Source organism: Achromobacter spanius (assembly GCF_003994415.1).
GTDB lineage: Bacteria > Pseudomonadota > Gammaproteobacteria > Burkholderiales > Burkholderiaceae_B > Achromobacter > Achromobacter spanius_C.
Window position 1 is genome coordinate 4099183 of record NZ_CP034689.1, and the last position, 13105, is coordinate 4112287.

The 13105-nt window shown below is 64.9% G+C and carries 11 protein-coding genes; 3 read left to right on the plus strand and 8 right to left on the minus strand.

The annotated features are described in order from the left end of the window. Positions 1-167 precede the first annotated feature (167 nt). A complete protein-coding gene (locus ELS24_RS18690) occupies positions 168-1457 on the plus strand; it encodes an Nramp family divalent metal transporter (RefSeq protein ID WP_127185005.1) in 1290 nt (429 codons plus the stop codon). An 82-nt stretch (positions 1458-1539) separates the two neighbouring features. Here the strand turns inward: ELS24_RS18690 and ELS24_RS18695 are convergent, their stop codons facing one another. Beyond that, on the minus strand, positions 1540-1761 hold the full coding sequence (locus tag ELS24_RS18695) for an XRE family transcriptional regulator (protein ID WP_127185006.1): 222 nt from the start codon (positions 1759-1761) through the stop codon (positions 1540-1542). Between ELS24_RS18695 and ELS24_RS30955 the strand changes: the two genes are divergently transcribed. Beyond that, positions 1760-1912, plus strand: a complete 153-nt coding sequence (locus tag ELS24_RS30955; RefSeq protein ID WP_164741270.1) for a hypothetical protein — start codon at positions 1760-1762, stop codon at positions 1910-1912. The two genes, ELS24_RS18695 and ELS24_RS30955, sit on opposite strands and share 2 nt — an antisense overlap. 32 nt (positions 1913-1944) lie before the next feature. Here the strand turns inward: ELS24_RS30955 and ELS24_RS18700 are convergent, their stop codons facing one another. Continuing rightward, on the minus strand, positions 1945-2598 hold the full coding sequence (locus tag ELS24_RS18700; RefSeq protein WP_428839649.1) for a TetR/AcrR family transcriptional regulator: 654 nt from the start codon (positions 2596-2598) through the stop codon (positions 1945-1947). A 116-nt stretch (positions 2599-2714) separates the two neighbouring features. Between ELS24_RS18700 and ELS24_RS18705 the strand changes: the two genes are divergently transcribed. Then, a complete protein-coding gene (locus tag ELS24_RS18705) occupies positions 2715-3998 on the plus strand; it encodes an MFS transporter (protein ID WP_050445220.1) in 1284 nt (427 codons plus the stop codon). A gap of 121 nt (positions 3999-4119) precedes the next feature. Here the strand turns inward: ELS24_RS18705 and ELS24_RS18710 are convergent, their stop codons facing one another. The 6 genes from ELS24_RS18710 to putA all read right to left on the minus strand — a co-directional run bounded on the left by ELS24_RS18710 (position 4120) and on the right by putA (position 13069). Then, positions 4120-4860, minus strand: a complete 741-nt coding sequence (locus ELS24_RS18710) for an ABC transporter ATP-binding protein (RefSeq protein ID WP_127185007.1) — start codon at positions 4858-4860, stop codon at positions 4120-4122. Next, positions 4857-5660 (minus strand): ABC transporter ATP-binding protein, encoded by an 804-nt coding sequence (locus ELS24_RS18715; protein ID WP_050445217.1) that lies wholly within the window; start codon positions 5658-5660, stop codon positions 4857-4859. Before ELS24_RS18715 ends, ELS24_RS18710 begins: the two co-directional genes overlap by 4 nt. Next, the gene (locus ELS24_RS18720; RefSeq protein ID WP_127185008.1) at positions 5657-6745 is read right to left on the minus strand and encodes an ABC transporter permease subunit; all 1089 of its coding nucleotides are present in this window, start codon (positions 6743-6745) and stop codon (positions 5657-5659) included. The genes ELS24_RS18715 and ELS24_RS18720 overlap by 4 nt, the downstream gene beginning before the upstream one ends. After that, on the minus strand, positions 6742-7671 hold the full coding sequence (locus ELS24_RS18725; RefSeq protein ID WP_050445214.1) for a branched-chain amino acid ABC transporter permease: 930 nt from the start codon (positions 7669-7671) through the stop codon (positions 6742-6744). The genes ELS24_RS18720 and ELS24_RS18725 overlap by 4 nt, the downstream gene beginning before the upstream one ends. Before the next feature lie 156 nt (positions 7672-7827). Then, positions 7828-8973, minus strand: a complete 1146-nt coding sequence (locus tag ELS24_RS18730; protein ID WP_050445212.1) for a branched-chain amino acid ABC transporter substrate-binding protein — start codon at positions 8971-8973, stop codon at positions 7828-7830. A 274-nt stretch (positions 8974-9247) separates the two neighbouring features. Continuing rightward, positions 9248-13069: a trifunctional transcriptional regulator/proline dehydrogenase/L-glutamate gamma-semialdehyde dehydrogenase gene (putA, locus tag ELS24_RS18735; protein ID WP_050445210.1), complete on the minus strand. Its 3822-nt coding sequence runs from the start codon at positions 13067-13069 to the stop codon at positions 9248-9250. Between the last annotated feature and the right edge of the window lie 36 nt (positions 13070-13105).

The window sequence follows — 13105 nt, forward strand, 5'->3', positions numbered from 1 at the left end:
CTGATGGGGCTGGCCCAGGCCGGCGCCATTGGCCTCTGCGATGGGCTCCCCAATAGCCCCCCGCAGATTGCCACCCGATTGGCCCGCCCTATCCCAAGCTTTTCCAAAATCAATTTGACGGCGGATAGGCGCTTCTAGAAAATGAGAACCATTCTCAGGAGCGCCGCATGACCGGTTTCATCTACGCGATTTCAGGGGGCAAAGCCGCCCTGGCCCAAGACGCCCAGGTTTCAGCGAACCTGCGTCGCATGGTGGGCTCCGGCATTCTGGTGGCCGTGGGCTACATCGACCCGGGCAACTGGGCGACCGACATCGCGGGCGGCAGCGGCTTCGGCTACGGCCTGTTGATGGTCGTCATCACCTCAGCCTTCCTGGCGCTGGGTTTCCAGATATTGGTGTCGCGCCTGGCGCTGGCTACCGGACAAGACCTGGCCACGCTGACTGCCCGCCATCTGCCCGCGCGCTGGTCCAAGGCCGCCTGGCTGGCGGGTGAAGCCGCCATTCTGGCCACGGCCCTGGCTGAACTGATCGGTGGCGCCATCGCGTTGCGGCTGTTGTTCGACCTGCCCCTGATCGCGGGCGTGGCCGTTACCGGGGTGGGCACGTTTGCCGTGCTGGCCTTGACGCGCGGCAACGCCGACCGCCATGAACGGGTCATTGCCGTGCTGCTGGGCGTGGTGGCCGCGTCGTTCGTGTTCCTGCTGTTCAAAGCGAATCCCGCCTGGACGGCCGTGGCGCATGGCGTGACGGAAACGGGCCAGGCCTTGCGCAATCCCCAGGGTTTTCTGATCGCGCTGGGCATCCTGGGCGCCACCTTGATGCCGCACAACCTGTACCTGCATTCCGGTTCGCTGGCCGAGCGCGCGCAGGCGCTGCCCTCGTCCGCGCGCGGGATGGCGATGCGGGTGGCCCGCAACGACACCATCGTGTCGCTGGGCGTGGCCATGCTGATCAACTCGGCAATCATGATCGTGGCGGCGGCATCGCTGTCGGGCTCGGGCCTGATCGTGTCCAGCCTGGATGACGCGCACGCCGTCATCGGCCACAACCTGGGAGTCGGCGCCGCGGTCGTCTTCGCGGTGGCGCTGTATGCCGCCGGACAAAGCTCCACGATCACGGGCGTGCTGGCCGGACGCATCCTGTCCAAGGGGTTTCAGATCCGCAGCAACTGGTCGGATCGGCGCCGCGCGCTGGCCACCCGCTTGATTGCGGGCGCTGCGGCTGTCGGCCTGCTGATCTTCACGGGCGGCAAGGATCCCGACGAATTGCTCGTCCTGAGCCAGGTCATCCTGAGCCTGGCCCTGCCCTTCGCGCTGGGCCCGCTGGTGGTGTTGGCCTGCCGCAAGGGGGTGATGGGCCAGTACGCGCTGCGTGGCGCCTGGGCCTGGGCTGCGGTCAGCGCCACCGTGGGCATCGTGATTCTGGACGGCTACCTGCTGGTGGACATGGTGGTCTAGGCCAAAAAAAACGTCAGCGCGTGCTGACGTTTTTTTGGCTTGCCGGTTATGCCCGCGCCCAAGACGGCGGCGCGCTGGCGCCTTAGTGGTAGGCGGAGACGACCGGATGCTGCTTGCGGCCCACGTCCATGTCGTGCAGGACTTCGCCCACCGCGCCGCCAAACGAGGACACGCGCAGCTTCAGGCGCAACCACATGCCACGGTTGAAGGGACTGGACAGGGTTTCCGCTTTGACGGCCTCGCGGATCAAGGACCGCTCCAGCGCATCCGACATACGGGCATTTTTCAACGCGGTATCGCTCATGATTCTCTCCTTGAGAAAGCGCGATGTGGAACAACACGACTTCATGTTAGATCCGCGTTTGTTGCGCCGCAATAAAAACTTCAAGCATTTTTTTAACCGTTGCGCAATGGGGACAAACACCACCAAAGCGGTGCAGGCGGCACCACGTTAAGCACTAGTCTTGTGCAGCGCCGCCCCCCCCGTTCAGCCCGGGCGATGCGACTGAAGATGCGCCTGAATCAGCTTATCGGCCATGTCCGCCACGCGTCCGGCCGGGCCACCCTCGCCAAATAGCTGACTGGACACAAAGGCGCCTTCAATCAACAGCAGCAAGCCGTCGGCCAGAGCCTCGGGGTCGTGCGCGCCCATGCCCGCCGCCATCTCGTTCAAGCGGCGCCGCAGCTCCAGCTTGTGCTCTACGGCAACCGCACGGGCCGGATGCTGAGGCTCAGGGTATTCGACCGCGGCGTTGGTCAGCCCGCAACCGCGATAGCCGTTCACCACCGCGCGCTTGCCCAGGCCCGACAGGTAATCAAGCAATTGCGCACGCGGGTCGCCTGGATGCGCGTCGCAGGCGGCGTTGAAGCGCGCCCAGAATTCGGCGTCATAGTCGCGCAGATAGGCCGCCGCCAATTCGTCCTTGGACGAAAAACTGCGGTAAAGGCTGGGCTTGGTCACGCCGGCCTGGTTGACGATGGCGTCCACGCCCACGGCGCGGATGCCGTCGCGGTAGAACATTTCGCGCGCCGTCTTGCGTATGCGGTCGGCCGCAAGCAGCGGCTTGGAAGCGGGTTGCGCCGCGGTATCGGGCGCGATGTCGGGCGCGATGTCGAACCCCGGATTGGGCTTGGTGGCCATGCTGGACTCCTGAAAACTGCGCGAAAAACACATGCGTCAAAAAGCGCTTGACGATGTTACTGACCGGTACGTACCATTCAAAAACTTGCAAATTCAGATACGTACCGGTAAGTAACATGAGTATAGCCCGCCCCCCAATCCCCTTCCGCCACATCGGGCAAAACTACGCTTTTGTCGTGGTGGCGGTGATATTCCTGGCCTTGCTCGTGTCTGCCGGCCTGCGCTCCACGCCCAGCGTACTGCTGGTACCGCTGGAAGATGCCTTCGGCTGGAGCCGCAGTTCGATTTCATTCGCCGCCGCCGCGGGCATCTTCCTTTATGGGCTGGTCGGCCCCTTCGCCGCCGCCGCGATGGAACGCTTTGGCTTGCGCCGCGTGCTGATCACCGCGCTGGTCCTGATGTCCGCCTCCAGCGCCGTCAGCGCCTACATGACGGAGCCCTGGCACCTGCTGATGAGTTGGGGCGTGTTCTCCGGCTTGAGCTCCGGCGCCGTCGCGTCCGTGCTGGGCGCCACGATCGTTAACCGCTGGTTCACCAAGCATCGCGGCCTGATGATGGGCCTGCTGACCGCCAGCACCGCCAGCGGCACCCTGGTCTTCCTGCCCATTCTTGCCACCTTGGCGTCTTCCGGGGACTGGACGCGCGTGGTCTGGACGGTGGCGGCGGCCGCCGCCGCGATGGTGCCGCTGGCTTGGTGGCTGGTGCCCGACCGCCCGGCCAACGTCGGGCTGGTGCCGTTCGGCAGCGACCCACACGCCCCGCCCGCCCCCGTCGCGCCGCGCACCGGCATGTTGGCCGCCACCTTCGGCGCCCTGGCACGCGCGTCCAAGACCCCCACCTTCTGGTTCCTGTTCGCCACGTTCTTCATTTGCGGCTTCACCACCAATGGCCTGGTCGGCACGCACCTGATCGCGCTGTGTGGCGACCACGGCATGCTGGAAGTGCAAGCCGCGGGGCTGCTGGCGTTGATGGGTATTTTTGACCTGGTCGGCACCACGGCATCCGGCTGGCTGACCGACCGCTACGACCCGCGCAAGCTGCTCTTCGTCTACTACGCCTTGCGCGGCCTGTCGCTGATCTACCTGCCCTACTCCGATTTCTCGTTCTACAGCCTGTCGATCTTCGCCATCTTCTTCGGGCTGGACTGGATCGCCACCGTGCCGCCCACCCTGCGCCTGACCACCGAAGCCTTTGGCGAACGCGACGCCGGCATCGTGTTCGGCTGGATCGTCGCGGGCCACCAGTTGGGCGCCGCCAGCGCCGCCTGGATGGCGGGCGCCATCCGCGAAGCGCAAGGCAGCTACCTGATGGCTTTTGTGATCTCCGGCGTCACGGGGCTGATCGCCGCGTTCATCGCCTTGCGGATCGGCAAAAAGCGCGTGGTGCCGCAGCCCGCTTGAACGCTATCCTTGCGCGCATGAAAATGCCCGGCATCTGATCTGGATGCCGGGCATTTTCAACTGCTAGCTTTTCAGGCGCACATTGTCAGACGCACGCCCATTTCTCGCGCAGACAAGGTGACTACGCCGAGGCTTCCTCGACTTCGCCCAGATACGCCGCCCGAACCTTCGGGTCATGCAGCATCTGCTTGGCGGGGCCGGACAGAATGATCTCGCCCGACTCCATCACGTAGCCCCGATGGCTGTTTTCCAGCGCCAGGCGCGCGTTCTGTTCGATCAGCAAAATCGTCACGCCCTCGCTGGCAATAGTGCGCACCACCTCGAACACCTTTTCGACCATCAGCGGCGCCAAGCCCATCGAGGGCTCATCAAGCAAGAGCAGCTTGGGGCGCGCGATCATGGCTCGGCCCATCGCCACCATCTGCTGCTCGCCGCCCGACAAGGTGCCGGCCGCCTGTTTGCGGCGTTCGGCAAGCCGGGGAAACAGCGTGAATACCCGGTCGGTATCCTGCCGAATCTGCGCCGCGTCTCGGCGGATGTACGCACCCATCGCCAGGTTCTCTTCGATGGTCAGTTGGCCAAAAATGCCCCGGCCTTCAGGCACCATGACCAGGCCACGGCGAACCAGTTCATGCGATTTCGTGCCACCGATCGACTGCCCGCCGTAGACGATTTCACCGCCCGCCAGCGGCACCAGGCCGCAAATGGCGCGTAGCGTCGTGCTCTTGCCCGCGCCGTTGGCGCCGATCAGGCACACGAGTTCACCCGAGTCCACGCGCAGGTCGATGCCGCGCACGGCACGGATGCCGCCATACGCCACTTGCAGGCCGCGCAATTCCAATAAGGGTTGGGATGCCGTCATGATGCCGGGCTCTCCTTGTGAATCAGCGGGTCTTGCGCCGCGCCGGCGCCCAGATACGCTTCGATAACCTTCGGGTCGCGCTGCACCTGGGCGGGCTTGCCCATGGCCAGCACCTTGCCGTATTCCAGCACCAGCACCCGGTCGCACAGGCCCATCACCAGCTTCATGTCGTGCTCGATCAGCAGCACCGTGACGCCATCGTCGCGGATCTTTTCGACCAGCTTGCGCAGCACCACCGTTTCTGATGCATTCATGCCGGCGGCGGGCTCGTCCAAGGCCAGCAGCTTCGGGTCCGTGGCCAGGGCGCGTGCAATTTCCAGGCGGCGCTGATCACCGTAAGGCAAGGAGCGCGCCACGTCATTGGCGCGATGGCCGATGCCCACGTAGTCCAGCAGTTCCTGCGCCCGCGCCTCGATGGCCGCTTCTTCCGCCCGCGTGGCGCGCGTGCGCAGCACCGCGCCCAAGACGCCAGCCTTGGTGCGCAGATGGCGCCCGATCATCACGTTTTCGATGGCGGACAAATTGGCGAACAGGCGAATGTTCTGGAACGTGCGCGCCAACCCCGCGTAGGCGACCTCATGCGGCTTCTTGCCGGACAGGGATGCACCGTTGAACGTGCAACTGCCGTCTTCCGGGATGTACAAGCCGGTCAGCACGTTGAACAGCGTGGTCTTGCCCGCGCCGTTGGGGCCGATCAGGCCATAGATTTCGCCCTGTTCAATATCGAAACTGACATCCGACAAGGCTTGCAGGCCGCCAAAGCGTTTGCCCAGGCCCTGCGCTTGCAGCAGTTTGCTCATGCCGCACCTCCTTGCGCCTTCGACGACAGCTCGCGCTTGCGCACGGCCGATGGCCACAAGCCCGCCGGGCGGAAAAGCATGACGCACACCATGGCCAGGCCAAACAGCAGCATGCGGATGCCTTCGGGGTCCAGCACCACGGCGCCAAACACCATGTGCTGGAAGGGTTCCACCACCGCGCGCAGGAACTCCGGCAAGGCCGCCAGGATCAGCGCGCCCAGGATCACTCCGGGGATATGCCCCATGCCGCCCAGCACCACCATGCACAGAATGGAAATCGACTCCATCAGCGAGAAGCTCTCGGGGCTGACAAAGCCCTGCATTGATGCAAACAGCGCGCCCGCCACGCCGCCGAAAGACGCGCCCATGGCGAACGCCAGCAGCTTGATGTTGCGGGTGTTGATGCCCATGGCCTTGGCGGCGATCTCGTCTTCGCGGATGGCCTCCCAGGCACGCCCGATGCGAGAATTCTGCAGGCGCACGCACACCACGATGATGATCAGCGTGATGGCCAGCAGCAGGTAGTAATACTTTTCAGGCCCGGTGAAGCGCATGCCCAGCAGGCTTTCCGTGCGCCCGAACGAGAACTCGCCCACCTTGAAGGTATCGATGCGGTTGATGCCCTGCGGCCCGTTGGTAATGTTGATCGGGGCATTCAGGTTGTTCAGGAAGATGCGAATGATCTCCCCGAAACCCAAGGTCACGATGGCCAGGTAATCGCCCCGCAATTTCAACGTTGGCGCCCCCAGCAGCACGCCAAACAGGCAGGCCACGGCCAGCGCAATCGGCAGGATCGCCCAGAACGGCAGGTGCAGCCCGAAATGCGGCGACGCCAAAAGCGCCCAGGTGTACGCGCCCACGGCGTAGAACGCGATGTAGCCCAGATCCAGCAGGCCGGCAAAGCCCACCACGATGTTCAGGCCCAGCGACAGCATCACGTACAGCAGGGCAAAGTTCAGGATGCGCACCCAGCTCTGCCCGGCCATGCCGATCACAAAGGGCAGCACCGCCAGCACGATGCCGATCAGCGCAATGCCGATCAAGTTGCGGGTCGACAGCCCGCTGTTTTTCAGGGATACGTTCATGCCCGGTCTCCCACACGTTCGCCCAAGAGGCCGGAGGGGCGGAAGATCAGCACCAGCACCAGCACGAAGAACGCAAACACGTCCTGATAATGGCTGCCCAGAAAGCCGCCCGTGATGTCGCCGATATAACCCGCGCCCAGCGCTTCGATCACGCCCAGCAGCAGCCCGCCCACCATGGCGCCCACCATGCTGCCGATGCCGCCCAGCACCGCGGCGGTAAAGGCCTTCAGGCCCAGCATGAAGCCCATGGTGTATTGCGACACGCCGTAATACGTGGCGACCATCATGCCCGCCACGGCGGCAAGCGCCGAGCCGATCAGGAATGCCGCCGAAATCACCGTGTTGATGTTCACGCCCATCAGCCCCGCCACTTCCCGGTTCTGCGCGGTGGCGCGCATGGCCGTGCCCAGACGGGTCTTGTGCACGATGGCCAGCAGGCCGCCCATGATCAGCGCCGCAATCACCACGATGGCGATCTGCAGCGTGCTCATGCGGGCGCCGGCAAACTCGAACACGCGCGGCGACAGCACTTGCGGAAAGTTCAGGTAGTTGCGGCCCCAGGCCATCATGGCCACGTTCTGCAGGATGATGGACACGCCGATGGCGGTGATCAGCGCGGCCAGTCGCGGTGCACGGCGCAGCGGCCGGTAGGCCACGCGCTCGGCCGTCCAGCCCACCGCCATGCACAGCGGCACAGACACCAGCAGGCCCACGCCTATCACCACGAAGGCAGACACGCCGGGGTCGCCGCCCACCAGCGAAATGGCGACCGTCGTGGCCGCCATGGCGCCGATCATGACGACATCGCCATGCGCGAAGTTGATCAGCCCGATGATGCCGTACACCATGGTGTAGCCAAGGGCGACCAGGGCGTACACGCTGCCTAGCGTGACGCCGTTAATCAGTTGTTGAATGAAGATATCCATAGGGGCCGCGGAAATAAGCCTGGAAAAAGTCGCGCAACGCAGCGGCCCTGGTCTTGACGGACGGGACGCTGCGGGCACGGCGCCACGCCGAGCGGCGCAAGCGCAAAGAGTGGGCGGACACCGGCGCAGCCGGCCCCGCCCGGGGTTCAGCCCGCCTTAGTTGGCTTGGCTGACCATCGTTTCAACCATCTCCCACTTGCCGTTCTTGACTTCGTAGATGGTGACCGAAATTTCCTTGAGATCGCCATTCGCGTCATAGGAAATGTGCTCGCTGGTGGCGCCCTTGCGGTTCAGCTTGGCCAGCGCCGGCAGGTACTTCTCGGGGTCGGACGACCCGGCTTTTTCAATGGCCGTGATCATGTTCCAGGCGCCGTCATAGGCGTACGGCGCATAGACGCCGGGGGCCTTCTTGAAACGCGCCTCGTAGCGCTGGGCAAAGTCCTTGCCCGCCGTCATCTTGTCCAGCGGCACGCCGGCCAGGGACGCGAACGTGCCGTCGGCGGCATCGCCCGCCAGCTTGATGAACGTGTCGCTGCGCGTCATTTCGCCCGACACCAGCGGGGCCTTCAGGCCCAGCGTGGCCAACTGGCGCTTCATGGGACCGGACTGCGCGTCCAGGCCACCGTAGAAAATCGCGTCGGGCGCGGCGCCCTTGATGTTGGTCAGGATGGCGGTGAAGTCGTTGGCCTTGTCGGTGGTGTATTCGCGGCGAACAATCTCGCCGCCCGCGGCCTTCACGGCCTTTTCCACTTCGTCGGCCAGACCTTGGCCATAGGCCGTGCGGTCGTCGATGATGGCAACCTTCTTGGCCTTCAGGTTCTGCACCATGAACTTGCCGACCGCCGCACCCTGCTGGGTGTCGCTGGTCATCATGCGGAACGTGGTTTCGTAGCCCTGCTTGGTGTATTCCGGCGACGTGGCCATGGCGATCTGGGGCAGACCGGCTTCATGGTAGACACGCGACGCGGGGATGGTGGTGCCCGAATTGAAGTGGCCCAGAATGCCCACGACTTCCTGGTCAACCAATTGCTGCGCCACCTGCACGCCCACGCGCGGATCGGCCTGGTCATCGCGCGACACCAGCACGAACTTGGCGGGTTCGCCGTCGACCTTGATGCCCTTCTTATTGGCTTCTTCCAAAGCCAGGTTCAGCCCGTTCTGCATGTCTTCACCGTAGTGCGACTGCGGGCCGGTCAGCGGGGCGGCAAAGCCAAGTTTGATGTCGGCGGCCGACGCGGCGGCCGTCATGCCCACCGCGGCGATGCTGGCGGCGAGTAGCTTCAAAGTCGTGCGGAACTTCATGGGGAATCCTCCGGGGTCTCGGATGGCCGTGTACTGATAGCGGTACTTAAGGCCTTGTTATACCTGAGCTTTTAGCCAGGCTTTTGGTTTTTCTACTACCACGGGCCCGGCGGTGGCCGGGTCCCGCGACTGCATGTTCTGCAAGGCCTGGATGCCGGGTTGCGACATCCAGACTTGAGGTGCGACCGGATTTTCGTTCCAGTGCAACCTTGCCCGATATTGGAGATAACCCTCAGTCATCGAGGGTGACTTTGTGGTCACCCTCGCCGTTCGGTCAACCGATAGTCATAAGGCTGGCGTTGCCGCCGGCGGCGGCCGTATTGACGCTGATGGATCGTTCGGTCAGCAGGCGTTCCGGCACATAGGAGGCTCCTGCCGCCAACGCGTCGGACGTCAGCCCATGCACCGACAGGATGGCCCCCGGACGCTGCGCGATACGCTGGTTTAGCGCTTGCAGCGCGTCGCCATCGCCTTCGAACAGCACGGCCTGGTAGTCAGCCTGGTCGACCTCATCGTCGGCCAGAATGCCCGCCTGGCCTTGCTGCTCGGCGTCCAGCGTGGCCAACAGCGCCTGCGCGGCTGGCGTGTCCGCGAACCAGGCATGGTTGCCCGTCAAGCGTGCCACCGACCACTGCGCCCGCGCACCGGCTTCGGTAGCCGCCACGCAATACACGGCGCCGCGCGGTTCGACCATATAGGTGTTGGTTTCGCCCGTGGGGCCGGGCAACGCAATGCGTTGCGGCAGCGGCGCGGCGGCGTCCAGCGCTGGCGGCAGGCCGGCCGGGCGCGTGCCCAACAAGCGGTACATGTACAACGGACCGCCCGCCTTCGGACCCGTGCCCGACAGGCATTCGCCACCGAACGGCTGCACGCCCACCACCGCGCCCACAATGTTGCGATTGACGTAGACGTTGCCGGCATGCACCTGCCCGGTCACGTGCGCAATGGTTTCGTCGATGCGGGTATGCACGCCGAAGGTCAGGCCGTAGCCCGTGCCATTGATGGCATCCAGCAGCGCATCCAGCTCGTCGCGCTTGTAGCGCACCACGTGCAGCACCGGGCCGAACACTTCGCGCGTCAGTTCGCTGATGTGATCGATTTCGATGATGGTGGGCGCCACGAAGGTGCCGTGACGGCATTCGCCGTTCAGTTCAACCTGATCGACGCGGTGGCCCGCCGTGCGCAGCGTTTCGATGTGGCGCTGGATGCCGTTGCGGGCTTCCGTATCGATGACAGGGCCCACATCCACCGAGAGGCGGTCGGGGTTGCCCACGGCCAATTCGCGCATGGCGCCGCGCAACATCGTCAGCACGTGGTCGGCGTTGTCTTCCTGCACGCACAGCACGCGCAGCGCCGAACAGCGCTGGCCGGCCGAGTCAAAGGCCGAGCTCAACACGTCGAACACCACTTGTTCGGACAGCGCGGACGAATCCACCACCATCGCGTTCTGGCCGCCCGTTTCGGCGATCAGCGGAATGGTGTGGCCGTCGTCATCCAGGCGGTCGGCCAGCGTGCGTGCGATGATGCGCGCCACATCGGTGGAGCCGGTGAACATCACGCCGCGCACGGCGGGGCTGGCCACCAGTTGGGCGCCGACGGTTTCGCCACGGCCGGGCAGCAGTTGCACGGCGCCGGCAGGCACGCCGGCCGCGCGCAGGATGGCCACGGCTTGCGCCGCGATCAAGGGCGTTTGTTCAGCAGGCTTGGCCACCACGGTATTACCGGCAGCCAGCGCGGCCGCGACCTGACCGGTGAAGATGGCCAGCGGGAAGTTCCAGGGGCTGATGCACAGCACCGTACCCAAGGGGCGATGCGTGTCGTTGCTGAACTCCTGTTCAGCCTGGTCTGCGTAGTAGCGCAGGAAGTCCACGGCTTCACGCACTTCGGCAATGGCGTTGGGCAGCGACTTGCCGGCTTCTCGCACGATCAGGCCCAACAGGGTCTGCATCTGCTCTTCCAGCAATTGCGCCGCGCGGCGCAGGCATTGCGCCCGCTCCGCCACCGGCGTCGACTGCCAGATGGGTGCGGTATTGGCGGCGGCGCGCAAGGCGATGTCGGCTTCTTCCGACTGCGCCTCGATCACGTGGCCCACCACATCGCGCAGGTTGGCGGGGTTGCGCACTTCAATGGCGCGCGCCGCATCCCAGGCTTGCTCGCCCTCGCCCAACATCGGGCCAGCGCGCCATGGCGTGCCGGCGCTGGCCAACAGCGCGGCCGACAACGAGCCCAGGCGGTGTTCGTTAGTCAGGTCCAGCCCAGCCGAGTTAGCGCGGGCGCCCTGTTGCAGATTGCCGTACAGCTCGCGCGGCAGCGGGATCTTTTCGTGCGGCGCGCCCAGCGGCACAATGCGCGAGGCCGCTTCCACCGGATCGGCCACCAGCGATTCAACCGGAATGGTGTCGTCGCCGATCAAGTTCACGAACGAGGTATTGGCGCCGTTTTCCAGCAGGCGTCGCACCAGATACGCCAGCAGCGTTTCGTGCGTGCCGACCGGCGCGTAGATGCGGCACGGGCGGTTCAGCTTGCCCTGGGCCAGCGGGCCGACCACTTCGTCGTACAAGGGTTCGCCCATGCCGTGCAAGCACTGGAATTCATATTGGCCGGGGTAGTAGTTCTGACCCGCCAATTGATAGATCGCGGCCAGCGTATAGGCGTTGTGCGTGGCGAACTGCGGATACACGGCCTCGGGCGCGTTCAGCAGCTTGCGCGCGCACGCCAGGTAGGCCACGTCGGTGTACAGCTTGCGGGTGTAGACGGGATAGCCTTCCAGGCCATCAACCTGGGCACGCTTGATCTCGGTATCCCAGTACGCGCCCTTGACCAGGCGCACCATCACGCGGTGACGGCTGCGGCGGGCCAGGTCGATGACGTAGTCAATGACGAACGGCGCGCGCTTTTGATAGGCCTGGATGACAAAGCCAATGCCATTCCAGCCTTCCAGTTCCGGCGCGAAGCAAAGCGCTTCCAGCAGGTCCAGCGAAATTTCCAGGCGGTCGGCTTCTTCGGCGTCGATATTCAGGCCGATGTCGTAGCTGCGTGCCAAGGCCGTCAGCGCCTTCACGCGCGGCAGCAGTTCGGCAATGACCCGTTCGCGCTGGCTGCGCGAATAGCGCGGATGCAACGCCGACAGCTTGATCGAGATGCCCGGGCCTTCGTAGATGCCACGGCCGGCCGCGGCCTTGCCGATGGCGTGAATGGCCTGCTCATACGACGCGTAATAGCGCTCGGCGTCTTCGGCCGTGGTGGCGGCCTCGCCCAGCATGTCGTAGGAATAGCGGAAGCCGCGCGCTTCCATCTTGCGGTTGTTGGCCAACGCTTCGGAGATGGTCTGGCCGGACACGAACTGTTCGCCCATCATGCGCATGGCCATGTTCACGCCCTTGCGCACCAGGGGCTCGCCACCCTTGCCGATCAGGCGCGTCAGCGCCTTGGACAAGGACTGTTCGCTGCTGACGGCAACCAGCTTGCCGGTGATCATCAGGCCCCAGGTAGCGGCGTTGACGAACAGCGATTGCGAACCGCCCATGTGCGACTTCCAGTCGCCACGGGCCACCTTGTCGCGGATCAGCGCGTCGCGGGTGGCGCGGTCGGGAATGCGCAGCAGCGCTTCGGCCAGGCACATCAGCGCCACGCCTTCCTGGCTGGACAAGGAAAATTCCTGGATCAGCCCTTCGACGCCGCCGCCGCTGCGCTTGCCACGCAGCTTCTTGACGAGGTCGGACGCCATGGCGTGGACCTTTTCCAGGTTGGGCACACGGGCCTGACCCAGCAACAGCGGCACGCATTCAGGTTCGGGGCGGCGATACGCGGCGGTAATCGCGGCGCGCAGCACGGACTGCGGCTGCACGTCCTGGCCAAATTCGTAGAAAGGTGGGGTGGGCGCGGCGGGCGCATCGCCCGACTCGTCGTCGGCCCCGGCGTCCATGCCCAGATGCGACATCTCGGCGGGCAGGTGGCCCCGCTCGATTTTGTCCAGATAAGAAAGAATGGCCTGCTTATGCAGCCAGTGAGGCGTGCAGTTGAGCTTGTTCGCGGCGGCCTTGAGGCGGTCGCGCAGTGCGTCATCAACTTTGACGCCGAGGGTCGTGCTGGCCATAAGAGATTGCTTCCTGTCGCATGGCAAAGGTGTTAC

Coding starts and splice junctions, on each gene's coding strand:
- ELS24_RS18710 (WP_127185007.1), bottom strand. CDS start 4,860: ATGACGGCATCCCAACCCTTATTGGAATTGCGCGGCCTGCAAGTGGCG.
- ELS24_RS18730 (WP_050445212.1), bottom strand. CDS start 8,973: ATGAAGTTCCGCACGACTTTGAAGCTACTCGCCGCCAGCATCGCCGCG.
- putA (WP_050445210.1), bottom strand. CDS start 13,069: ATGGCCAGCACGACCCTCGGCGTCAAAGTTGATGACGCACTGCGCGAC.
- ELS24_RS18695 (WP_127185006.1), bottom strand. CDS start 1,761: ATGAGCGATACCGCGTTGAAAAATGCCCGTATGTCGGATGCGCTGGAG.
- ELS24_RS18700 (WP_428839649.1), bottom strand. CDS start 2,598: ATGGCCACCAAGCCCAATCCGGGGTTCGACATCGCGCCCGACATCGCG.
- ELS24_RS18715 (WP_050445217.1), bottom strand. CDS start 5,660: ATGAGCAAACTGCTGCAAGCGCAGGGCCTGGGCAAACGCTTTGGCGGC.
- ELS24_RS18705 (WP_050445220.1), top strand. CDS start 2,715: ATGAGTATAGCCCGCCCCCCAATCCCCTTCCGCCACATCGGGCAAAAC.
- ELS24_RS30955 (WP_164741270.1), top strand. CDS start 1,760: ATGATTCTCTCCTTGAGAAAGCGCGATGTGGAACAACACGACTTCATG.
- ELS24_RS18690 (WP_127185005.1), top strand. CDS start 168: ATGACCGGTTTCATCTACGCGATTTCAGGGGGCAAAGCCGCCCTGGCC.
- ELS24_RS18720 (WP_127185008.1), bottom strand. CDS start 6,745: ATGAACGTATCCCTGAAAAACAGCGGGCTGTCGACCCGCAACTTGATC.
- ELS24_RS18725 (WP_050445214.1), bottom strand. CDS start 7,671: ATGGATATCTTCATTCAACAACTGATTAACGGCGTCACGCTAGGCAGC.